The sequence below is a fragment of the Microtetraspora sp. NBRC 13810 genome, from assembly GCF_030268685.1.
Lineage (GTDB): Bacteria > Actinomycetota > Actinomycetes > Streptosporangiales > Streptosporangiaceae > BSRQ01.
The window spans coordinates 91,874-114,234 of sequence record NZ_BSRQ01000014.1 but is presented as its reverse complement, the minus strand read 5'-3'; the positions used below and the strand labels follow the sequence as shown (position 1 = coordinate 114,234).

17 protein-coding genes are annotated in these 22,361 nt (G+C 71.4%); 7 read left to right on the top strand and 10 right to left on the bottom strand.

All coding sequences use genetic code 11. The features are described from left to right. On the bottom strand, positions 1 to 872 hold an 872-nt coding region (locus tag QSK26_RS26170), incomplete at its 3' end, for a hypothetical protein (RefSeq protein WP_285777901.1). Positions 873 to 1,124: 252 nt separating this feature from the next. Between QSK26_RS26170 and QSK26_RS26165 the strand changes: the two genes are divergently transcribed. Then, positions 1,125 to 1,967, top strand: a complete 843-nt coding sequence (locus tag QSK26_RS26165) for a MerR family transcriptional regulator (protein ID WP_285777900.1) — start codon at positions 1,125 to 1,127, stop codon at positions 1,965 to 1,967. Positions 1,968 to 2,224: 257 nt separating this feature from the next. Here the strand turns inward: QSK26_RS26165 and QSK26_RS26160 are convergent, their stop codons facing one another. The 4 genes from QSK26_RS26160 to QSK26_RS26140 all read right to left on the bottom strand — a co-directional run bounded on the left by QSK26_RS26160 (position 2,225) and on the right by QSK26_RS26140 (position 6,674). Next, complete coding sequence (locus tag QSK26_RS26160) at positions 2,225 to 4,432, bottom strand: xanthine dehydrogenase family protein molybdopterin-binding subunit (protein ID WP_285777899.1); 2,208 nt, start codon at positions 4,430 to 4,432, stop codon at positions 2,225 to 2,227. Continuing rightward, positions 4,429 to 5,406 carry an FAD binding domain-containing protein gene (locus QSK26_RS26155; RefSeq protein WP_285777898.1) on the bottom strand — a complete coding sequence of 326 codons (978 nt, stop codon included), beginning with the start codon at positions 5,404 to 5,406 and terminating at the stop codon, positions 4,429 to 4,431. Before QSK26_RS26155 ends, QSK26_RS26160 begins: the two co-directional genes overlap by 4 nt. Continuing rightward, positions 5,403 to 6,008: a (2Fe-2S)-binding protein gene (locus QSK26_RS26150; protein WP_352244390.1), complete on the bottom strand. Its 606-nt coding sequence runs from the start codon at positions 6,006 to 6,008 to the stop codon at positions 5,403 to 5,405. Before QSK26_RS26150 ends, QSK26_RS26155 begins: the two co-directional genes overlap by 4 nt. A 324-nt stretch (positions 6,009 to 6,332) precedes the next feature. Continuing rightward, on the bottom strand, positions 6,333 to 6,674 hold the full coding sequence (locus tag QSK26_RS26140) for a hypothetical protein (protein WP_285777897.1): 342 nt from the start codon (positions 6,672 to 6,674) through the stop codon (positions 6,333 to 6,335). A 28-nt stretch (positions 6,675 to 6,702) separates the two neighbouring features. Here QSK26_RS26140 and QSK26_RS26135 point away from each other — a divergent pair, with 28 nt between their 5' ends. From QSK26_RS26135 to QSK26_RS26120, 4 genes are all read left to right on the top strand, one after another. Continuing rightward, positions 6,703 to 7,815 carry a methyltransferase domain-containing protein gene (locus QSK26_RS26135; RefSeq protein ID WP_285777896.1) on the top strand — a complete coding sequence of 371 codons (1,113 nt, stop codon included), beginning with the start codon at positions 6,703 to 6,705 and terminating at the stop codon, positions 7,813 to 7,815. Positions 7,816 to 8,063: 248 nt separating this feature from the next. Beyond that, positions 8,064 to 9,437 (top strand): DUF4158 domain-containing protein, encoded by a 1,374-nt coding sequence (locus tag QSK26_RS26130; RefSeq protein ID WP_285777895.1) that lies wholly within the window; start codon positions 8,064 to 8,066, stop codon positions 9,435 to 9,437. Then, complete coding sequence (locus tag QSK26_RS26125; protein ID WP_285777894.1) at positions 9,437 to 9,814, top strand: alpha/beta fold hydrolase; 378 nt, start codon at positions 9,437 to 9,439, stop codon at positions 9,812 to 9,814. Before QSK26_RS26130 ends, QSK26_RS26125 begins: the two co-directional genes overlap by 1 nt. A gap of 73 nt (positions 9,815 to 9,887) precedes the next feature. Then, on the top strand, positions 9,888 to 10,487 hold the full coding sequence (locus QSK26_RS26120; protein WP_285777893.1) for a hypothetical protein: 600 nt from the start codon (positions 9,888 to 9,890) through the stop codon (positions 10,485 to 10,487). Here QSK26_RS26120 and QSK26_RS26115 read toward each other — a convergent pair. Beyond that, positions 10,425 to 12,377 (bottom strand): tetratricopeptide repeat protein, encoded by a 1,953-nt coding sequence (locus QSK26_RS26115; RefSeq protein WP_285777892.1) that lies wholly within the window; start codon positions 12,375 to 12,377, stop codon positions 10,425 to 10,427. The genes QSK26_RS26120 and QSK26_RS26115 overlap by 63 nt on opposite strands. 812 nt (positions 12,378 to 13,189) lie before the next feature. On the opposite strand from QSK26_RS26115, the gene fxsT reads away from it, so the two are divergent. Beyond that, on the top strand, positions 13,190 to 15,700 hold the full coding sequence (gene fxsT / locus QSK26_RS26110) for an FxSxx-COOH system tetratricopeptide repeat protein (RefSeq protein WP_285777891.1): 2,511 nt from the start codon (positions 13,190 to 13,192) through the stop codon (positions 15,698 to 15,700). A 29-nt stretch (positions 15,701 to 15,729) separates the two neighbouring features. Here the strand turns inward: fxsT and QSK26_RS26105 are convergent, their stop codons facing one another. From QSK26_RS26105 to QSK26_RS26095, 3 genes are all read right to left on the bottom strand, one after another. Beyond that, a complete protein-coding gene (locus tag QSK26_RS26105) occupies positions 15,730 to 17,067 on the bottom strand; it encodes an HEXXH motif domain-containing protein (protein ID WP_285777890.1) in 1,338 nt (445 codons plus the stop codon). After that, the gene (locus tag QSK26_RS26100) at positions 17,064 to 18,278 is read right to left on the bottom strand and encodes an FxsB family cyclophane-forming radical SAM/SPASM peptide maturase (RefSeq protein ID WP_285777889.1); all 1,215 of its coding nucleotides are present in this window, start codon (positions 18,276 to 18,278) and stop codon (positions 17,064 to 17,066) included. The genes QSK26_RS26105 and QSK26_RS26100 overlap by 4 nt, the downstream gene beginning before the upstream one ends. 133 nt (positions 18,279 to 18,411) lie before the next feature. Continuing rightward, the gene (locus QSK26_RS26095; RefSeq protein WP_285777888.1) at positions 18,412 to 18,867 is read right to left on the bottom strand and encodes a hypothetical protein; all 456 of its coding nucleotides are present in this window, start codon (positions 18,865 to 18,867) and stop codon (positions 18,412 to 18,414) included. Positions 18,868 to 19,092: 225 nt separating this feature from the next. Between QSK26_RS26095 and QSK26_RS26090 the strand changes: the two genes are divergently transcribed. Further along, positions 19,093 to 19,380, top strand: coding sequence for a hypothetical protein (locus QSK26_RS26090; protein WP_285777887.1), 288 nt, complete (start codon positions 19,093 to 19,095; stop codon positions 19,378 to 19,380). Between the two features lie 80 nt (positions 19,381 to 19,460). Here QSK26_RS26090 and QSK26_RS26085 read toward each other — a convergent pair whose 3' ends face one another. Next, positions 19,461 to 22,334 (bottom strand): amino acid adenylation domain-containing protein, encoded by a 2,874-nt coding sequence (locus tag QSK26_RS26085; protein WP_285777886.1) that lies wholly within the window; start codon positions 22,332 to 22,334, stop codon positions 19,461 to 19,463. Positions 22,335 to 22,361: the final 27 nt, after the last annotated feature.

Below are 22,361 nucleotides of genomic sequence, written 5' to 3'. Positions count from 1 at the left end.
CTCAGCCCATACTTCGCACCCCCCACCACCACGAAGATCCCACCGTTCCCCGCATTCCGCAGAAAACTGCCATCACGCGGAACCTGCGGCAACCGACCCAACCACCCCGCCGGAACCCCCGAAATCGCCGCACTGCCATACCCCGACGCCGTCAACTCCGCCATGCTGGAGAAACGAACCGGAGCACCACCCACAATCACCGCGATCGTCCCGTCCGGCTCCCGATACAACCGGCCGTCCACCGGCGTGGAGACCAGGGGCCAGATCTCGTTGACGATGAGCTGCGCGTCGGCGGCCTGCGGCTGGTAGCGGTCGGGGTAGGCGGACACCTGGACCGCCTGGCACACCTCGCCGACCGGCGCCGTCCTCCAGGTGTTGTTCGGGTACTTCGAGATCATCTTGTTCAGGAACGCGTTGGCCGACCAGGTGGGGTCGAGCCGCTGGGCCCGCGTTCCCCAGCTGGCGCGCTGCTGGAACAGGCCCAGGCTGTCGTGGTCGAGTTCCTCGCTGATGTTGTCGATGCTGGTCTCGACGATCGTCGTCGCGATCGCGATGACCGCCGCACGCGAGTCCAGGCCCCGGTCGTACACCGCCTTGATCACCATGCGGGCGCAGGAGACGCGGTAGGCGGACATGTAGCCGCGCATCTTGGCCCCGAGGGTGGCGTTGAGCCGGGTGGCCACCGACGCGTCGGACGAGGTGGTGCCCTGCGGGTCGCACGCGGCGAGGGCCCTGGCCGCGTTCACGTCGCTGGCCTGCGGGGCGGGGGTGGGGCCGGGGCCCGCGGCGTGCGCGGGGGCGGCGATCAGGCCGGCCGCGAACGTGGTGGTCAGCGTCGCCAGGGCGGCGCGGGCGAGAAGTCTGCGGTTCATCGGAGTCTCTCCAGGGGGAGGCGGTGTACGCCGTGTGTTGCGGACACCAGGAGCGTGATCGACGCCGCTCCAAGTCGCCTGTAGCGGCGCTGTAACGGCGTCCGGGGTCACGCGTCGCCGCCGTGCCTCCCCCGGCCCGCGACGGGGCCGCCCTGTAAGACCCGGCCGGGGGCGTTACAGCGTTCTTGCAGGAGGGCCGTTCATGATGCGCCCGTTTGACGTTGACGCGACGGCAAGGTCTTAACTGGGGGCATGCGGATCGGAGAACTCGCCGCACTGCTGGGGGTCTCGACCCGGACGGTGCGCCACTACCACCACCAGGGCGTCCTGCCGGAACCGCCCCGCCGCGCCAACGGCTACCGCGAGTACGGCATGCGCGACGCGATCGCCCTCGCCCGCGTCCGCCGTCTCGTCGCACTGGGACTGAGCCTGGACGAGGTGCGCGACACCGTCGTGGACGACCAGGGCAGGGAGCTGCCCGAGATCCTGCTGGAGATCGACGCCGGCCTGGCCAGGCAGGAGCAGGAGATCCGGCTGCGGCGTTCCCGGCTCGCCGAGCTGCTCACCCGGGCCGAGGCGGGGACGCTCGGCCTGGACGACACCGCCTCGCCCGACCTGGTGGCCTTCCTCCGCGAGGTGGACATCCCGGCGTCGAAGGCGGCGGCCTGGGACCGCGACCTGCTGATCCTGATGGACACCGCCGCGCCGCCGGGCGAACGGGACCACGCCTCCTCGATGTTCGCGAAGCTGGCCGCCGACCCGGACCTGACGGCACGCGGCCACGACTTCTACCGCCTCCTCGACGACCTCTCGGACGCCGGCCGGGACGACCCCAGAATCGCGCCGCTGGCCGCGACCCTCGCCGAGTTCACCACCACGCACCTGATCTCCGTCTCCGATCAGAGCCCGGTCGACTGGGAGGTCGAGGCGCTCGACCCCTTCCTCGACGACCTGTCCCCCGCCCAGGCCGAGGTCATACGGCAGGCGGTCCGGCTCATGGCCCACGGAGAGCCGCCCGGTCGATCCCGGAGAACGCCCGAACCCGCCGAACCCCGGAAGACATCCGGCCCCCACGGAGAGGCACCCGCGCCATGACGAGTACGCCCCCCACGCTGCCGTTCGACCGGCCCGACAACTCTCCCAGCTCAGCGCCGCCGGCGGCGGCGTCATCCTACGGCCGGCCACGTGCCGTTCGATCGCCTCCCGCAGCTGGGCCGCGAACTCCTTCGACCATGACGTCAGGCCGTGGGCCTACCCGCCCGGTCTGAGAATCGGCGAGATAGTCCACGCCCTCGCGTTCGCCGGCCAAGGCGGCATCGGCCACAACGGAGGACGAGCTGACCGGCGGATCGTCACAGGAGCTTGTCGGGGGTGATCGGCAGGCTTCTGACCCGCCTGCCCGTGGCGTGGTAGACGGCGTTGGCGACCGACGCGCAGATCCCCACCGCGGAGATCTCGCCGAGCCCTCTGGCCCCGAGCGGATTGGCGTTGGTATCCGGTTCCCCGACGAAGAGGACGTCGACCTCCCCGATGTCGGCGTTGACAGGTACGTGGTAGTCGGTCAGCGCGGGGGAGATGAAGCGGCCCGAGACCGGGTCCGGGCGCTGACTCTCCATCAGGGCCGCGCCCAGCCGCATGATGATGCCACCCTGCGCCTGGTTGCGCGCCGTTCTGGCATTGAGCACGCGGCCGATGGAGAACGCGGCGACATGGCGTACCACCCGGACCCTGGGCAGGTGGCGGTTGATCCGCACCTCGGTGAAATGCGCGCCGAAGGTCGCCATGGCGTACCCGGCCGTCTCCCCGGCCGGCTGGAAGTCGCCGTCGCCGCGCAGGCTGTTCACCCGGTTGCGGCGCAGCAGCTCGCGGTAGGACTCCGCCCTGTCCGGCCGATCCCGCAGGCGCAGGCCGCTCTCGTGGGCGACTACGTCGTCGGGGTCCGCGCCGTGCAGGGGCGACCGCCGGTCGCCCACCGCCAGCTCGATCGCGGCGCGAAGCGCGTCCTGCGCCGCGAGCCTGACCGCCGAACCGGCACTGCCAGAGGTCAGCGAGCCGAACGTGGGCGACGAGGCGGGCAGGTCGGTGTCGCCGTGCTCGAAGGTCACCGCCCCGACCGGGAGCCCCAGCCCTTCCGCGGCGACCTGGCTGAGCGTGGTCAACCCGCCTCCGCCGATCTCCACCGTGCTGCTGCGGATCACCGCGGTTCCCTCGTCGGAGAGGTGCACCGTGGCCCGCGCGCGGCTCTGGTGCTCCATCCGCTGCCCGCCCGCCATGCCGTAGCCGACGAGGTCGTCGCCGTCCCGCATGGAGCCGGGCTCGGCTTTCCGCCGGTCCCAGCCGAACCGTTCCGCCGCCTGCTCGTAACAGGCCAGCAGCCGTTTACCGCTCCACGGACGCCCTGAGACCGGGTCGGTGTCGGCGTGGTTGCGGCGGCGCAACTCCACCGGGTCCATGCCGATCTTGTAGGCCAGCTCGTCCAGCGCCGACTCCAGCGCGAACGCGCCCGCGCTGTCCCCGGGGGTGCGCATCGCCCCGCCCGTGCCGGTGCTCACCTTGGCCACGCGCATCCTGGCGTACACATCGGGAATGGCGTACATGTACGGCGTGGTGCCCGCGGCGCCCTCCTGCCGGTCGTCGATGAACGACGTCTGGTTCGTGCTGTCGTGGATCAGTGCGCGCAGGCGTCCCTCCCGGTCCGCGCCGAGCCGTACGGCCTGCACGGTTGCGGCCATGTGGCCGGTGCCGGTGAACACCTGCTTGCGGCTGATCGTCACCCGTACCGGACGGCGCACCACCCTGGCGGCCATCGGCGCGATGAAGACGTGCGGCCAGGCGAAGGACTTGTTGCCGAACCCGCCCCCGACGAAGGAGGAGATCATGCGTACCCGGTCCTCGGGCAGGCCGAAGGCGGTGGCGACCAGGGCCCGGTGCGTGTGCACGGCCTGGGAGGAGTCGTAGATCGTCAGCCGGTCGCCCTCCCAGTAAGCCAGCGTCGAGGAGGGTTCCATCGGGGCGTGGCTGAGCGTGGCCGTGCGGTATTCCTGCTCCAGCCGTACGGGAGAGGCGGCCAGCGCGGTCTCGGCGTGCCCCCGCCGATACTCCGAGGGGAACCGCACCAGCCCGTTCTGGCGCGGGATGTAGGCGGCGGGCAGAGCCGCGTCCAGGGTCGGCACCGGGCTCGTCCGCTGGTAGTCGGCCTGGACCAGGGTGGCGGCGTGGTCAGCCTGCTCCTGGGTCTCCGCCACCACCACGGCGATGTACTGCCCGGCGTAATGGATCCGGTCATCCGCCAGCGGCATCCGCCCCTCGGCGGTGTACGGGGTGGGCGGTTGCGCAGCGAAGTCCGGCCGGTTGGTGTGCGTGATCACCGTCAGCACGCCCGGAGCCCGCTCGGCCTGCCGGGCGTCGATACTCCGCACCCTCCCCGCCGAGATCGCGCTGCCCACCAGCGCCGCGTACGCGGTGTCGGCGGCCCGTACGTCCTCGGTGTAGCGGGCACCCCCCGTGACCTTGTCCCTGGCCTCCACCCTGCGGACCGGCTCTCCGATCGCCACGGTCACCCCAGCTCGCTCAGGGCCTGGCGCACGACGCGCCTGACCAGCTCGACCTTGTACCCGTTGTGCCGCTGCGGCCGTGCGCCGCGCGCCGCGGCGTCACCCGCGGCGGCGGCGGCCTCTTCGTCGAGAGGGCGGCCGATCAGGGCCTCCTCGGCGGCCGGCGAACGCCAGGGCTTGGCCGCCACACCGCCGAGCGCGACCCTGGCCGAACGCACCGTCCCGCCGCGCACCTCCACCGCCACAGCGGCCGAGACCAGGGCGAAGGCGTAGGAGGCGCGCTCGCGGAACTTCACGTAATGCGAACGGGCCGCGAGGGGACCACCGGGCAGCTCCACCCCCACCACCAGCTCGTCGCGGCGCAGCTCGGTCGTCAGGTGCGGGGTGGTTCCCGGCAGCCGGAAGAAGTCGTCGACGGGGATCCTGCGCCGCCCCCTCGTCCCCTCGGTCAGCACGACCGCGTCCAGCGCCTGCAACGCGACGGAGAAGTCCGACGGGTGCACGGCGGTGCACTGCGGGCTCGCCCCGAAGATCGCCTGGAGGTGGCTGTCGCCCTCGATGGCCGAGCAGCCCGCCCCCGGGGTCCGCCGGTTGCAGGCGAACTCGGGCAGCCGGAAGTACGTGCAACGCGTCTGCTGCAGCAGGTTGCCGCCGACACTGGCCCGGTTGCGGATCTGCGGCGACGCCCCGGAGCGCAGAGCCTCGGCCAGCACCGGGTACTCCCGGCGCAGCCGGGCGTCGTCCACCGCGTTGCGGCACAGCGCGCCGATACGCACGCCGCCCTCCGGCAGCCAGTGGATCTCGTCCAGGCCCAGCCCGTTCACGTCTACCAGATGCGAGGCCGCCCTGATCCCGTCTCGCATCAGAGTGACCAGATCGGTGCCCCCCGCGATGAGGGTGGCACCCTCGTCCCGGGAGAGGATCCGCAGCGCCTCGGCGATGTCACCTGCGCGCGTGTAGTGGAAGGGGAGCACGGTCACCGTCCTTTCGCGGCCGACTCGACCGCGTCGACGATGTTGGGGTAGGCGGCGCAGCGGCAGATGTTCCCGCTCATCAGCTCCCTGATCTCCTCGCGGGACGGCCGGGGATTCTCCCCGAGCAGGCCGACGGCCGAGACGACCTGCCCGGAGGTACAGAAGCCGCACTGGAACCCGTCGTGGTCGATGAACGCCTGCTGGACCGGGTGCAGCCGGTCCCCGTCCGCGAGCCCCTCGACCGTGGTCACCTCGGTGCCGGCGAACATCACCGCGAAGGTCAGGCAGGAGAGGATGCGCCCGCCGTCCACGAGGACCGTGCAGGCGCCGCACGCGCCCTGGCCGCATCCCTTCTTGGGACCGGTCAGCCCGAGATCCTTCCGCAGCGTGTCCAGCAGGCTGGTACGCGGGTCGACACGCAGGGTACGCCGCCGCCCGTTGACTGTCAGCGATATCGGCAGGGTCTCCGGCGGATCGGCCACGACCGCCCGCGCCTCGGCCACCCCGGGTCCCGCGCTGCCCAGAGCGGCCAGCCCCGCCCCGGCCGTCAGGCTGTGGGACAGGAAAGCCCTGCGGCTCGGCGGACCTTCATGTGTCGATTCGTCCATCTGGTTACCCTTCGCCCGCGTGTCGCCCGGCCGGTGTCGCCGGGTAGCGCCCATCAAACGAAGTCAGGCGTAAAACCGAGCGAAAGGGGTCCCGGCTCGCCCGCACCACCCCTGATCGTCTTCTGTGTCCGCAGGGCGACCACGACCGCCACCGGCTACTGTCCGAGGGGGCAGGCGATCCCGTCCGGGGGCGGACCTGCCCCGCATCCCACCGCGGGCCCAAGGCCCTCCTCCCGGAACGCCCAGCCGACCAGCCGGAGCCCTTTGGATGCCTGATCGAATCATTCGCCACCGCATGGACGCGCACGCCCTGGTGCCCGGTGACTATCTCAGGGTCATCTTCGACCAGCACAGCCCCTCCATGTCGAGAGGTCGGCGTTCTACGCCCGGGCCGAACGGGTCGAGGTCCTTCCCGGCGATGGCGTGATACGGACCCGGGGCTTCAACGGGCGCGGGCCGGTGGCGGTCTTCTGCCACGGCGTGCCCGGCCCGCTCCTGCTGCACTGCGGCGATCACCAGGTCCTGACCCAGATCGACGACGACGCGGCCGAAACAGCGGGCGGCGTTGCGCCAAGTGCACGAAATGCAACGGGACAGGCAGGCGCTGAACCGCAGCCCCTTTCCCGGGTCGGCGCTCGGGAACACAGCAAGGAAAGGGGAGCCCATGCGGACATGGCAGGATCACGCTGGACAGTTGGCCAGCCGCGTCGCCCCGCAAGGCTCCCGGTGGCGGCCGGTGATCGCGGCCACGCCGCGTCACCTGCTCGTCCCCCGCTGGTGGGAGACAGCCGACCGCGGCGGCTGGGAACTACGAGACGGACCGCAGAACCCGGCCGGATGGCTGCCGGCGGCATACGACGACCAGACCCTGGTCACTCGGGTCGGCACGCGGCACGCCGACCACGCCACCGCCGGCGACACCCTGGACGATGTGCGGCCGACGTCGTCGGCCACTCACCCGGGCCTGGTCGTGGACATGCTCCAGGCCGTCGACATCTACGATGGGGCCGACGTGCTCGACGTCGCGACCGGATCGGGATACAGCGCCGCGCTCTTGGCCCGCTCCCTCGGCGACGCGCACGTCACCAGCGTGGACATCGATCCCTACCTCGTCGATGTCGCGGCTGGGCGGCTGGAGGAGCAGGACCTGCATCCGGCGATGTTGGCCTGCGACGCAACGGGGCCGATCCCGGGCAGCTACGACCGGATCGTCTCCATGGTGGCCGTCCGGCCCATCCCGCCGAGCTGGCTGGCCGTGCTCCGGCCGGGCGGCCGGCTTGTCACCGTCCTGTCCCGCACCAGCCTGCTGATCGTCGCGGACAAGGTCGAGGACGGCACGGCGGTCGGACGCGTGGCATGGGAGCCGGTCACCTTCATGGCCGCACGAACAGGCGATGGGTATCCGCCGCGGCTCCGGCAGCGGCTGGTGGAGACGTGGGAACTCGACGGCGAGTCCTGCGGCACAGGCCGGTATCCGGTCGTGGACATCGGCCGCGCCCGTCACCTGGCCACCATGCTGGAACTGACCATTCCCGGGGTCGAGACGCACTTCATCGTGGGCCGTGACGGTGAGCATGTCGCGCGCCTCGTCCACCCTGACGGTTCCTGGGCCCGCGCGTCCGGCGCCCCGGACGCGCTTCCAGTCGTGCATCAGGGCGGCCCCCATCGCCTGTGGGACCTCGTGGACGACGCACGCCACCGCGCGGCCATGGACGGCACTCTGCCGGTGCGTGGCGCGGCCGTGCACATTCACACCGACGGGCGTATCTCGCTCATGAACGGAACCTGGCACGCCGAGATCCGGTGAACCGACCCAGAGCCATGCCGTCATTGGCTGCTCCCGTTCTTCTGCAGGGCCGGTGTCCTGCTGCTCCCCTCGCCGGAGGAGCAGGGCCCGGCCTTCCCGATCAAGGGGACGCCCTGCACGCCGGGGTCTGAGGAACATCGGAACCGGATCGTGCGCTAAGCGTTTGTCCTGGTGATGCCCGGTTGACCGGTCAGTGATCGTTGCCAGAACCTTCGGAGGTCTTGTCATAGACCTGGTGGAGGCTCGCGGTGCCGGTTGAGTTCTTGTCGGATGAGCAAGCGGCTGGGTTCGCCTCGTTTCAGGGGGCGCCCACACGCACGGAGCTGGAGAAGTACTTCTTCCTTGATGACGCTGACCGAGAGGCGATCGAGAGCAAGCGCAGAGATCACAACCGGCTCGGCTTCGCCGTCCAGCTCGGTGTCGCCCGGTTCTTGCGGCGGTTTCTGCCCGACCCCCGCCAGGTCCCCGTCGAGGTGGTGGACTATCTCGCTCAGCAGCTGGGAATCACCGATGCTTCGTGTATCACGCTGTACGGACAGCGTGATGGAACCGCGCGCAGCCATGCCGGGGAGATCGAGGAGGCGGACGGGTGGGTCGCCTTCCCCGAGGGTGAAGCGGACCTGGCGCAGTGGATCGCGGCGCGCGCGTTCACCACGGGCGAGGGTCCCAAAGCGTTGTTCGACGCGGCGGTGGTCGAGCTGCGCGCCCGCCCGGTGTTGATGCCGGGGGTGCATCAGGTGGCGCGGTTGGTGGCCCGGGAACGAGAGAAGGCCACCATGCGCCTGTGGGACACCCTGCATGGGCTGCTCAACGGTGGGCAGCGCCGGGCGCTGGCCGAACTCCTGGATGTACCCGCCGGTGGGAGGATCTCCACGCTGGAGCGGTTGCGGCGTCCGGTGATGAAGGCGTCGGGACCGCAGATGGACAAGGCTCTGGAGCGGGTGGCCGAAATCGCCGCGCTGGGGGTGGCGCAGGTGGACGTGTCGGTGATCCCGCCCCGGCGGATGGCCGGGCTGTGGCGTTACGGCATGGACGGCAAGGCCACGCTGATCGACCGGCACGGTGAGGAGCGCAAGCTCGCCACGTTGCTGGCCACCGTGGTGCATTTGACCGCCCGGTCGGTCGACGATGCCCTGGACCTGCTGGATCTGCTGATCGCGACCAGCCGCCAAGCAGGCTCTGAGCTGGGAATCAGCTTCCTGTCTCCAGCTCGGATCGCGCCGTTGACTGTTCGACGGCAGAGCGGCCCGTGGCGAGCGCGGGCACGTACTTATGATCGTATAGCGGCTGACATTTGCCGGGACGATCCCCGCACGCGCGGGGCCGACGGCACGTGGTCCCGCTGGACGTCGGAGCTCGTGGGACGATCCCCGCGCGCGGGGGCCGATGCTCCAGGGCACTCCCCGCGCGGCACGGGCCGTAGCGTGCCGGCGGTCCGGTGCTTCGAGAACGCCGCGGAAGCGGCGGCGCTGGCTCGGGACGTGTTGAACGTGCCGGTGACCGCGGCGCAGCGGCGCGTCCGTGCTGCGGCCGACACCAGGTACGCGAGGCTGTGCCGCGAGCGGAGCGGCACGCTGCTGGACCACGTCACAGCGTCGCGATCGCCCGTGACCTCGACGTGATGCGCGCCGCGCTGGGAGAAGAGCGGCTGAACTACCTGGGCCAGTCGTACGGCACCTATCTCGGCATGGTCTACGCGAACATGTTCACGGGCAGGACCGGCCGGTTCGTCTTCGACAGCGTCGTCCACCCCGAGCGGCGCCCCACGGGCGCGCCGAGCACCACGCCGTCGAGCCGCATCGGCAGCGATGTCGCCGGCAGGCAGACGCTGGAGGAGTTCTTCCGGCTCTGCGTGGCCGGCGGCGAACGTTGCGCGTTCGGCGACGGCGATCCGAAGGCGGCGTTCGAACGCATCATCGACGTGCTGCGTGCCGGGCCGGTGGCGCTCAAGACCAGCGACGGTACGCCGGTTCCGCTCACCTATTCCCGTGCCCGATGACGCTGCTTCCCGAAGCCGGCACATTTGTCAGGACGCCATCTCGCGCAGGCCATTCAGGTGGCACCATCCAATTATGGTGGACGCCTCCATTCTGACGACAATGATCTCCACCGGAGGAGTGATCCTCGGGGCGCTCAGCGCGTTCGGCGGAGTGACGCTGACCAACAGGGCGAATCTCCGCAAAGAGGAACGGCAGGCCGAGCGCCAGCAGGAGGAGCGGCGCGAACAGGAGTGTCACCAGGCGTTCGCCGAGCTGCTGGCCGGCGCCGCCCGCCTGCGCATGCAGGTCGAGATCGCCGCGCAGCGTCCCTGGGTGGATATGAACGCGCATCTGAATTCGATCCAGGAACAGGCGGCGCTCGTGCTCACGCACGCGTACCAGGTCGCGTTGCTGAGACCGGGTGTCGTGGGAACCGCCGCGAGAAACCTCGGCGCGGAGGGGAGCGACCTCACGGGAAAGGTGGTTCGCTCGACCCGCCTCGACTACGATCACGACACCGGTGAACTGCGCAGTGGCGAGATAACGACGGTTCCCGATTTCGGGCTGCTCGATCAGCGCATCGCGGAGTTCTATACGGCCGCGGCCGGCAAGGCGGCGATCGACCCGCCGTCAGTCGTCGCGGCCGGTCTCGACGGCGGAAAACCGAAGGGCCATGTCACGCTGCGACGCTGACAACGGGGTGTGGGCGGACAACGAGCGCTCCGCGAGGTCCATCGCGGCCGCCGGGTCCCCGTCCATGGCCTTCACCCGCGCGGCCCACAGCAGCGCGGGGCCGTCGCTGCCCACGGACGCGAGGGCCATCCCGACCTCCGCCCTCGCCTCGGGCAGGCGGCCGAGCGTGGCCAGGGCCAGCGCACGCGCGGCGCGCACCCGGGACGACTGGTGGCCGCGCACCCGGTCGAGGTCGCGCAGCGCGGGTTCGGCCTCCCCCAGCTCGGCGAGGAGTTCGCCGCGGACCCGGAGGGCGTCGCCGCCGCTGACATCCGTGGCGATCACCTCACGCAGGACGGTCAGGGAGGTGCGGTTCTGGCCGAGCCGCCACAGCACGTGCGCCAGCTCCGTGTGCACGAACGTGTCACCGGGCAGGCGGTCGGCCGCGGCACGCACGCTGTCCATCGCCTCGGCCGCGCGTCCCTGTGCCACCAGTGAACGGCCGATCGCCACCAGCAGTACGGCGACGGCCCGGGTGTTCTGCAGGGTCTCGTAGAGGGAGGCCGCGGCCCGATAGTGCTGCTCGGCGCGTGCGGGCTCGTTCCGGGCGAAGGCGATGTCCCCGCCGAGAGACTCCGCTTCGGCGCGGAAGCGGAGATCCCACTCGTCGCTCACCCGCAGGGCGAGCTCGAGGCGGCGTTCCGCGAGCGCGAGTTCCCCGTCGGCCAGCGCCGCGCCCGCGGCGTCGAGCCGGTCACGGGGCTCGACCGCCCAGGCGTCCAGGTCCTTGCCGTCGATCCGCTCGAACGCCCGCGCCAAGGGGGCGGCCAGCAGCCGGTAGGCGCCCGCCTCCACGGTGAGCAGGTGCCGGTCCTCCAGGTCGCGCAGCACGCGGCTCGGCACGCCCTCGGCCTCCGCCGCCCCTTCCGACACCGCGCCTCCGGCCCGGACGCCGGTCAGGTTGCGTTGCAGCCATGCCGCGAGTTGCAGGGCGGAGACGTCGTGTTCCTCGGCGGCACCGGCCACGGCGCTGCCGCAGAACGCCGCGAGCGAGCGGTCCACGCTCGCATATCTGGCCAGGTCGTCGGCGGTGATCGTCTCGACGTCGTCCGGGAGGGCGTTCCAGAGCCGGGAGCACACGACCTGGAGAAGTGTCGGCTCGACGAAGCCTGTCCCCGCCGAGAGGTCGTCGACGATGTTCTCGGCGACCCGGTCGGCGAACCATCTCCCGGTGCCCTCGATCGGCCTGGCCACGGCCTCCAGCGCCCCGTCCCGGGTGAGCGGTCCCAGCGGGAAGGGCAGCGCCGGGCGCGCCTGCCCGGACATGAGCTCGGGCAGGTACTCGTCCCGTACGGCCAGCAGGACGTGCAGGTGGTCCAGTTCGCTCAACGCCTCGGCGAGTTCGGCGAGGAACGCCTCCCGATGGCCGGCGTGCTCCGGCGGGCCGCCATAGAGTTCCTCGGCCTGGTCGATCGCGGCCAGCGTCAGGAGCGGATGTCCGAAACGATCGCGTGGCGCCGGCCGCCGTCGCAGGAACTCCAGCACCGTCAGGCCCGCGAGGCGGTTCGCCGGCTCGCCGGGAGACCACAGGGTGAGCAGCGCGAGGGTGTAGGGATTGTGCTCCGGGAGCGCCGCCACGGGGAGGGGCGACCGGTTCACGAAACGCCCGATCGGGAGAACGTCGACGGCTCCGCCGCCGGTCCACGGCGGCAGGCCCGCATGGAGCAGGGAGGTCTTGCCGCTTCCCGCGCCCCCGTGGAGCACGACCAGGCGCTCGGCCCGCCAGAGATCCACGAGCTCGGCCGCCTCACGGGCACGCCCGAAGAAGCAGCCTTCCTCCTCGGCCGAATAGGGACGGACGCCAACATATGGATATCGGTCCATGGCGTTGGCCATCACGTTCACCGTCATGACAGGGATCCCATCGTGGATGATGAACCCACTACAGGGCTCGACACCGCGCACACGGCAGATGCTTCCCGCGAAGCATAGGTCGTCCACGCAGCCGCGCATTGAGCGTTTCAGGAAATGGATGGCAAATTACGGCCAAGGAGTTTATGGCAAAATACGCTCCTTTACCCTCCGGCACGGACGGATGGTCGCATGAATCGCACGGAACCGGCTTCGGTGCCCGCAGGACCACGAGCTTAGAGCGCGGAATTGAAGCCGAGTCGCGATTCACTTTCGCCCTCCGCGAGCACACGCTGCAGAGCTTGCCCGAAAGCCGATGGATCACTCTTGGCGATGGCGCGCAGATCATCCAACGACAGGGGGGTCGACTCAGGTAGATCGACACCGAGTGTGATCGGCCGGATACTTCTGGATTCGCCGTGTTCCGTCAAGCACGTCGCCCTTCCCGTCGCAGCCCCTTGCGCACACCGCAGGACGTCAGACTAACGCCCTGTATAGCATCCCCCTCGATCGCCCCCTTGCCTAGGGACCATCAGGACACCCTTATCCCCCATTGGGGGTTATGTCCAAAATTGGATGATAAATACACTGATATCCACATAAAGACATATGACCGCTTCGCGTGCAAGCTCTCGACATCATTAAGGTTGTCCGTAATGCTTAAAGGAGCGTCGCCCTTCTGTCGCCCCGCACGGCCGGGTGCCATACGATGAGCACCCGGCGACAAAATCGCCACGGAGTCTTGGATATGCCTTAGCGGGCGGCCACGAGACCAGCGATTAGAATTGCCAGCGGCGGAGAGGAGGTGGGCCATGGCCGGTTCTGAGAGGCGCCAGGTCCCCAAGGTGCTGGACCCCAAGATTCCTCAGCGGAATAAGAACTTCACGGGGCGCGACAGCCTCCTCGAAAATCTTCACAAGGGGATATCCGACGTCACCGCGGTGCTGCCCCACGCCCTGCACGGCATGGGCGGGGTCGGCAAAACCCAGGTGGCGATCGAGTATGTGTGGCGCTACCAGGACGCATACGACCTGATCTGGTGGATGCCGGCCGACCGGCCCGAGCTCATCCATTCGGCGCTGGCCGCGCTCGCGCCCAGGCTCGACCTGCCGCCCGCCAAGGCACAGGGCGTCGAAGACGCCGCCGCGTCCGTCCTGGAGGCCCTCCGCAAGGGCGAGCCCTACAGCCGCTGGTTGCTCGTGTTCGACAACGCGGAGCAGCCGGAGGAGGTCAACCGCCTCATCCCCCGCGGCCCGGGGCACGTGCTGATCACATCGCGCAACCAGGAGTGGAAGGAAGCCGTCCCCACCGTTTCGGTCGACGTGTTCGACCGCCGGGAGAGCGTGGAGTTCCTGCACAAGCGGGTGTCCCGGTCGATCAGCACCACCGACGCCGCCCGGCTGGCGCGCGAGCTCGGAGACCTCCCGCTGGCGTTGGAGCAGGCCGGCGCCATGCAGGCGACCACCGGCATGTCCGTGGAGGAATACCTCACGCTGCTGGAAGAGCAGATGCCGGAGGTCCTTGAGGAGCACCGGCCGAGAGAATACCCGCGCTCCATGACCGCCGTCTGGCGGCTGTCGGTGGCCCAGCTGGAGCAGCAGCTCCCCGAAGCGGTCGACCTGCTCCGCTGCTGTGCGTTCTTCGGCCCCGAGCCCGTCCCGGTCGACGTCTTCCGCTGGGGCACCCGCGAAGGCGGCCCCAAGCTCGGCGACGTCCTGACGAACACGCTCGTCCGGTCCCGCGCCCTGCGTCTCATCGGCAGTCTCGCCCTCGCCAAGATCGATCCGGACACCCGCACCTTCCAGGTTCACCGCCTCATCCAGGCCCTGGTGCGCGGCGAGCTCACCGCCGAGGAGCAGGAGCGCTTCCGGCACGCCGTCCACCTGCTGCTCATGTGCGCCGCGCCCGAGCAGCCCGACAACGAGGCCACCTGGCCCCGCTACCGCGAGCTGGTCGCGCACCTGGCTCCCGCCGAGATCGAGTCCTGCCCCGATCCGCTGGTCCGCACCTTCTGCAACAAGATGGTCCGGTACCTCTACCGGGCGGGCGACGGCAGAGCGTCCCGCATCTTCGCCGAGCGGTTCATCGACCGCTGGACCCTCGACTCGGGCCCCGCCGACCGCAGCGTCATCCTCGCCCAGCGCCATCTGGGCAACGCCCTGCGCTACCTGGGGCTGTTCTCCGCGGCGTACGAGGTGGACGGCATCGCGCTGAACAAGGCGCGGCAGCACCTCGGCCCCGAAGAACCGCACACCCTGGCCATCGCCAACGGTTTCGGCGCCGACCTCCGCGCACGCGGCAAGTTCGCGGACGCGCTGCGGCACGACGAGGACACCCTGAGCCGCCACGTGAGCGTCTACGGTGAAACCAGCCCGCCGACCCTGTTCGCGATGAACAACCTCGCCCTGGACTACGGCCTCGTCAGCCGCTACCAGGAGGCCCGCGACCTGCAGGAGCGCACCTTCACCGAGCAGAGCAACGCCACCCGCGGCGTCGACGCAGTGTCGTTCGTCTGCGCGTGGAACGGGTTCTCCCGGGCCGTCCGGCAGTGCGGCAGATACGCCGATGCCGTCGACCTCGGCAAGGACGCCTACGACTACAGCGTCGGCGAGCTCGGACGGGAGCACGTCTGGACGCTCAGGACCGCCATCGACTACTCGATCGCGCTGCGCCGCAACGGTCAGCACGACGAGGCCCTGACGATCGCGTCGGACACCTTCGAGCGATGCAAGCGCCTGTTCGGCGACAACCAGCCGGACACCCTGGCCGCCGCGATGAACCTCACCAACGTGTTCAGGACCCTGGGCGAGATCGACGAGGCACACAAGCTGGCCCGCGACACGGTGGTCCGCTATCCCACCGTGTACGGCGATGATCACCCCTACAACTACGGATGCGTCGGGAATCTCGCGCTGTTGCAGCGAGTGCGCGGCGACGCCGTGGAGGCACGCCGGCTCAACGCGGAGAGCCTGGCCGGGCTCGACGCCAAGCTGACCCGTGATCATCACTACTCGCTCACGGTCGCGAGTAACCTGGCGAGCGATCTGACCGCGCTCGGCGACCTGGAGCAGGCCCGCCTCCTGTCCGAGGACACGCTGGCCCGGGTGCGCACCCTGCTCGGTGAGGAGCATCCGCTGGCGCTCGGGTGCGCGGCCAACCTGGTGTCCATTCTCCGCAGGCAGGACCGGGTCGAAGAGGCCGAGTGCCTCGCCGGGCCGACGTTCGCGGCCTACGATCGCCTGCTCGGGCCGGATCACCCTGACACGCTCATCGCCAAGGAGATCCGGCATCTCGACTTCGACTTCGACCCGCCGCCCATCTAGTCACCCCGGCGGCCGGTGCCGCGGTGCTCTCAGCGGAGGAGCTGTTCGGGTGCGCCGTTCCGGGCCTGCCAGTCGGCCAGGTGCCGTTCGGCTGCCCGGCGCGCGAGAAGTGCCGCCCTCTCCGGCACCCACTCGCGGTTCCAGGCATGCAGCGTGCCTCCGAGCGTGCGCACGAAACGTACGCCGGAAGGGGTGAGCCCGCCGGTGGCCTCCATCATCCGCACGGTCGCGAGCGCGGCGGCTCGCCACCGGGCGAACTCGGCGTGCGCGCGCTCCGCCGCCGCGCCCTGTTCCCGCCAGCGCTGACGGCGCCAGAAACCGCTGACCCCCGCATGGGCGTACGCCCCGTGGAGCAGCCCGCCCAGCGGACGCGGATCGTCCCGCCAGGGCGCGTAGTACCGCCTGCCGTCGTCGGGCTCGGTCAACGGGACGGCGGCGAGCAGGGCCACCAGCTTCGCGTGCTGCACCTCGTGCGCCAGCGTCAGGGCGAACGCCAGCCCGTCGGAAGGGCGGGACAGCGCGGCGGCGCCGAACAGATGGGGATCGGTCGCGCTGGTCTGGCCTCGCGGCGGCGGCTTGAGCGGGGTCAGCACGTTCAGCACCGCGCGAATCTCGGTGGCGGTCGTCCAGTGGCACCGGGTGAGGATCCGCCAGGCCGCGTCGAGGTACGTCCACCAGGTGTGGAACTCGCGCGCGGAAAGCCGGTCGGCGACGCTTGACATGTCGGTCATCCGGTAGGGATCCACGTCGTCGACGACCAGGGTCAGGGCCGCTTCCCCCGCCCGTACCGCGAGGGTCCGGAGCCCTCTCCAGCGTTCGGCGTCCCGGTACGGGTCGCCCGGCACCACCACCTGGCCACGATCACTGGTGACCACGGCTCCGCGAGGGCCGGAACTCACCACCACGGTGGTGTTCCCGAGCCCCTCCGCACCGAGTTCGACCTCGCCCAGGGACGGGAGCATGAGCGTCGGGCCGTACGCGGTGACCTCGATCGAGTGCCGGGCGCCCGCGTGGACGGCGGCCGCGGCGGCCAGCGCCGCGAGGTGGCCGGGCCGGGCGAGCCGGGCGTCCTTCGCCAGGTCGATCACCGTGCGTCTGGCCCATGCCCGCACCGCCGGATGGCGGAGTACCCGATCGACGGCGGCGGGCGACTCCCGCTGCATCGCCGCCAGCCGGTCGTAGGCGCCGGCCGCCTGCCCGGCGGCGGGATGACGCACGGCCTCGGCCCGTTCGACGACGCCACGCAGCAGGAGCAGGCGCTTGCCGTCCTCCACGGCGCCGAGCACGCGGGCGGCGCCGGCCCCTCCGGCGCCACGGGCGAGGGCGGCGAAGACGTCGTCGGGGATCCGGGGGGAACGGATGATCATCCGGCCGGGGGCGACCGCGTGAGGAGGTCGTGTCGCAGCCGGTCGCGGACATGGGTCACCAGCCGGTAGAGATCGGCGCAGTAGACCGACGGGTTGGCGAAGCCGCTGCCCCGCCGGTACCGGTGCGCGTAGAGGCCGCCGCCGCAGGCTTCACGCACGTCGCACAACCGGCACTCGCCGGCGAGCGCGAGCGCGCCGATCTGCCTGGCCGCGATCGGCGGCCGGGTGAGCACGTCGTCGAAAGAATCGCGTGACACGTGCAGGCCGGTCCGGCCGGCACCCGGGTACGCCGATTTCAACATGTCGGACTGCTCGATCGCCCCGTCGGTTTCCACGACGACCACGCCGACCGGGGCGAGACCGATCATCTCGCTGTTGGAAACGCCGCCGAGCAGCACATGAATGATCTCCTCGAAAAGTCTTACCTGCACTTCCCTGCGCGGCCTGGCGTACCACCTGTCGAAGATTTCGGCGAGCCATTCGCCATAAGGCGTTTCCGGCGATCCGGGAACGCGGTCGGGCGGCGGAGAATTCCAGTTTCCGTGCGGGAGGAGAAAATCGATCCTCGGAGGTTCGAGTGCCAGCAGCGCTTCATAGGTGGCGATGGGGTCGTTGCGGAGGTCTATGGTGCACAGCAGGCCGCTGTAAATGCGGCGAAACTCCTTCGACAGCGTTCCGAGCGCCGCGACGACCGCCTGATGACTCCCCGCCCCGCCGGCGTGCCGCCGGTGGCGGTCGTGCGCGACGCGGTCGCCGTCCAGGCTCACCCCCACCCTGACGTCCAACGCGTCGAACAGTTCCAGGAACCGCACGTCGAGCGCGGTTCCGTTGGTCTGCACGTGGACGCCCACCCTGACACCGGCCCCCACGGCCCCGCGTACCGAGGTCACCGCCCGCTCGATCAGAGCAGGGCCCGCGAGCAGGGGCTCCCCTCCGTGCAGCACCACGTCCACCGACGCGAGCCGGTGCGATCGGGCGTGCTCGGCGATGCGCAGCGCGGTGCGCTCGATGACGTCGGCGCTCATCCGGAGAGGCTGGGTACGCCAACTCTGGTCGGCCATCTCGTACATGTAGCAGTAGTCACACGCCAGATTGCATCGGCTGTGAATTTTCAGCACGAACTCGCGGAACGGCATTGGCCGCCAGCCATCGGCCCGCAGGGCGTCCACGTCCAGCGTCGAAGGCCATTCGCGTGCGTGCCCGTCGTGCACGAGCTCATGGCCTGCTGTCACGCTCGACCTCCGTGACGATACGTCCGGGACCCTCGCGCGCCGTCGCGCCATCCTCTTGATTGTGCACCATCGCGCGGGTCAAGTCAGGAATTGTTTAACGACGAGTGATGCGTCATGCTGTTTTGCGCGCTCCGGGCGCCGCCAATTCCGTTTCCTTTAGGTCGGCGTCCCCGTCCGCGAAGGGCTCGGCCCGATCGGGGCGGGTGAAAAGCGGCGGCCGGGAGACCCCGCGCCGGGTCTCCCGGCCGCCGCGTCGCGGGGACCGCCAACGCACCAGGCCGAGGCCGGCGAAGGAGCGGTCGTACTCGGTGAACGACCGGTTGTCGTACGGCCCGTAGATCCAGGTCCGCAGCGAGTCGGCCCTGGTGTCGATCTCCACCAGGCGCACCGGGTCGGTGGTGTTGGAGTGGCGGGCGGCGACGACGTTCCCGGCCCAGTTGACCACCTCGGTACGCGGCCACAGCTCCAGGGTCATCACCAGCCACCGCACGCCGCCGGCGTCGTAGGCCGAGAAGGAGTTGTCCACCTTGCCCGCCTCGAACCGCCCCTGCACGGCGCCGTAAGACACCTGGGATGGTAGGGAAGATCAGGTACGGCAACGCAAAGATCTCAAGCACATCCCCGATACACGGGCTGTATTTCGCATTTCGCCCAAATGGCCCAGGGTTGACCCTTGGCCCGTCTCAGGGCCATGTCAGGACTCTGACCAGGGATTATCCCGATGCCGTGGCGCGCGGGACGGCATCACGATGGACCCGCCCCCCTGAACGACGACGCCGAACAGGGGGCCCACGTGACGACTCTCGCCAGACGGATCGCCGGCGGGCTGCTCGCCGTGCTGGCGGTCCTCGCCGGGGTGACCGGCGGCTTCGCCGTACAGCCGCCGGCCGCCGAGCTGTCCGGAAGCCGGATCGCGGCGCTGACCGTCTCGGCCCTGGCCGCCGTGCTGGTCTCCGGCGGCCTCGCCTTGCTGTCCGCCCGGGTGGGCGCGGCCCACCGCCTCCGCGTCTCCGTCACCTGCTCGACACTGGCCCTGGCCCTGACCGCGGCCACGACCTGGGGCACCCTCCTCACCCCATAGCCCCGCCCCAACCCCACCCACCGGACCGCGACGCCCCACGCCACCGCCCCCGCCGGCGCGGACGCGGCCGGAGGCTCGCGCTACCCGCCGAGCTGGTCGCGCAGCCGTGTGCACGCACGCGTGAACCGGTTGCGTCCTGGGCCCGCCGCGAGCGCCGTCACCTCGGGGATCGGGCCGCGCGCGCCCGCCCAGGCGGCGGCGTCCGCCGCGAGTGTCATCGCCTCGACGTGCGCCACGGAGGGCCGCTCGCCCCGGGCGGGCAGCAGGACGGGCAGCAGGCTCGTCAGCATCCGCCACACCTCCGCGTGCGCGCCCTCCCGGGCGGCCTCGGCCAGCACGGCGACGACCGGGCGCGGCTCGACATGCGTGCGGCGCATCAGCAGTGCGAGCTGCCGCCCCACCGTCTCGGCCGGCAGCCCGCCCCTGGCCGCCATCCGCACCAGCAGCGAGACGGCCTGCGGATCCCGCGCGGCCACGAAGTAGGCCAGGACGAGCGCGGTCGCGTCACCGGCGGGCCCGTCGGCGTCGATCAGCGCACGCGCGCACGGCGCGTGGACGCCGAGGTGGTGGCCCAGATGCGGCAGGAAGTTGACGGCCACCACCTCACGGTGCGAGGGCAGGATCGCCGCCCACCAGTGCATGGCCCGGCCGTGGTCGTCCCAGCGGTGGCGCGGCGGCTGACGCAGCAGCTCGTCGAGGAGGTCGTGGCCGGTGGGCGCGGCTCGCAGCGCCGGGACGAGGCGGAGCTCCCAGACGCGGTACCCGGGCTCGCGCTCGTCGTAGAAGTAGTCGGTGGCGCCGTCCAGGTAGGCCCACCGCAGGCCCGTCTCCGGGTCGGGCAGCCCGCCCCCGGCCATCCACCGGGCGGCGGTGGCGGCGGCCCGCGAGCCGAGCCCGGCCGCCCGCCCGGCCGCACCGGGGTGCGCGCCCCTGGGCAGCCGCAGCAGCGCCTGCGCCAGGTCGGCGGGCGGCGGCTCGACACCGGCGTCCGCGCACGCCGCCAGCCGGTCCACCAGTACGTCCGGATCGAGGTGGCCGGTCAGCACCGTGGGCGTGGCCAGCAGCACGGGCGGCAGCGTGCCCTTCCGCAGCGCCAGGTAGAGCTCGTTGAACCTGCGTAACAGGAAGAAGTGCGGCGGCGAGACGTCGTCGGGCCGGGGGAGCCGGCTCCCATGGCGGGAGTCCGCCGCCGGGCCGAGCAGTCCGGCCCCTTGCAGCAAAGCGCTCAGCATGGAGGAGAAGATGCCGCCCAGGAACGCACCGGACTCGCCGGCCCCCGGCTCGGGCCCCGGCCAGGACCCCTGCCCGGCAACCGCCTCGGGCCCCGGCCGGGATCCCAGCCCGGCAACCGCCTCGGGCCCCGGCCCGGAAACCGGCTGCTCGGGGGTGGACGTGACCAGTTCCCCGGCCAGGCCGGCGATCCACTTGCTCGGATCGACCCAGCTCGTCTCGTCCGACAGGTCGGGATAGGCGCCGCCGAACTCGACCGTCAGCGTCCGCCGCAGCTCCTCGCGGTCACCGGCGGCCTGCGCCACGAACGCCGCCAGCCACCGCTCGCACTCCACCCACTCGTACACGCTCCGCCCCAGCCGGACGGTGGGCTCCGGGAACGGCTCGGGCACGACGGGCGCGAGCGGCGGCGGGACGAACGCCTCGGTGCCCTCCGGCTCCGCCGCCTCCCCGCCGAACGCGGCGGCGACCCGCGTCCCGAGGGCCGCCGGGAGCAGCGGCACGGCCTCGGCGATGACCTGCCCGGCCGGGGCGAGGGCGGCCGCGTGCCTGAGCGCGAGCCGGGCGGCCCGCCCCTGGACCTCGTACGAGGCGTGCCCGAAGGCCGCCGCCAGCGCGTGCGCCGCCTCGGCTGCGGGCGGCGGCTCCTCCTCCAGCCAGCGCAGGCCCGCCAGGGCCAGCTTGGCCTCCGGGCGGAAGGTCAGCGCGCCGACGGCCTCGGCCACGTCGGCGCTCTCGTACGGGCCGCCGCGCCGGAGCCGTTCGAGCGCCAGCTCGGCGACGGTGCCCGGCGCGGCGGGCAGCAGCCGCAGGTAGTCGCGCGTCCGCGCGGCGACCTCCCGCGGCGTCGGGTCCAGCATCCGGTGCAGCCGGACGAAGAAGCGCAGGCCGACGGCGTCCCCGCCGAGCAGGAAGCGACGCAGGCAGCCGTCGAGCAGGTCCGCGCGTGAGACCCGCCCGGCCGCCTCCAGCCGCCCGATCAGCGCCAGCCAGCCGGTGGGCCGCGGTTCGAGCCGCTCCTCGCGCAGCACCCGCCCGGCGCCCTCGGCCTCGAAGATCCGCGGCAGCAGCGGGCCGATCAGCGGATCGTCGGCACGCGGCCGGGCCCTGAGCCAGGCGGTCACCAGCGGGTCGTGCTCGGGCGGCGGGGCGCCGCAGGCCCGCAGCAGCTCCAGCGCGAGCGGGGCGTTGCGGTCGTCGGCGGTGCGGATCTTCCCGGCCAGCCGCGCGGCCACGTCGGCCTGCCAGGCGGCCGGGCGAGCGGTCAGCACGCGGAGCACGTCCTCCATCCCGCTCCGCCCGCCGGTCCCGCTCCGCCCGCCCGGCCCGCTCCACTCATCCGGCCCGCTCCGGCGGAAGGCGAACCCGCGACGGAAGGGGAACCCGCGGCGGACGGCGAACTCGCGGCGGGTCAGCCAGGCGACCGTGGCGGCGGCCCCGGACAGGGTGCCAGCGCCCGCGACGCGCAGTGCCTCGCCGTACCCGCCGATCCCGTCGGCCGGCTCCGGATCCCCCTCGTCCCACTCGTCTCCGCCGTCGTCGTCCCACCGTCTCGCGGCGGCCTCGCGCAGCTCCCCGCGCAGCTCGGGCAGCCGGCGTGCCACCTCGGCCCGCTGGTCGTCGCTCAGGGCGAGCACGTGGTCGGCCAGGTCCGCGGTTCTGCGGTCGGTGACGAGGTCGCGGACCCGCTCCCAGGCCGTCGTGGAGTCGGAGATCACGGTCATGGACGGCACCCTAAAGACCGAGGCCGA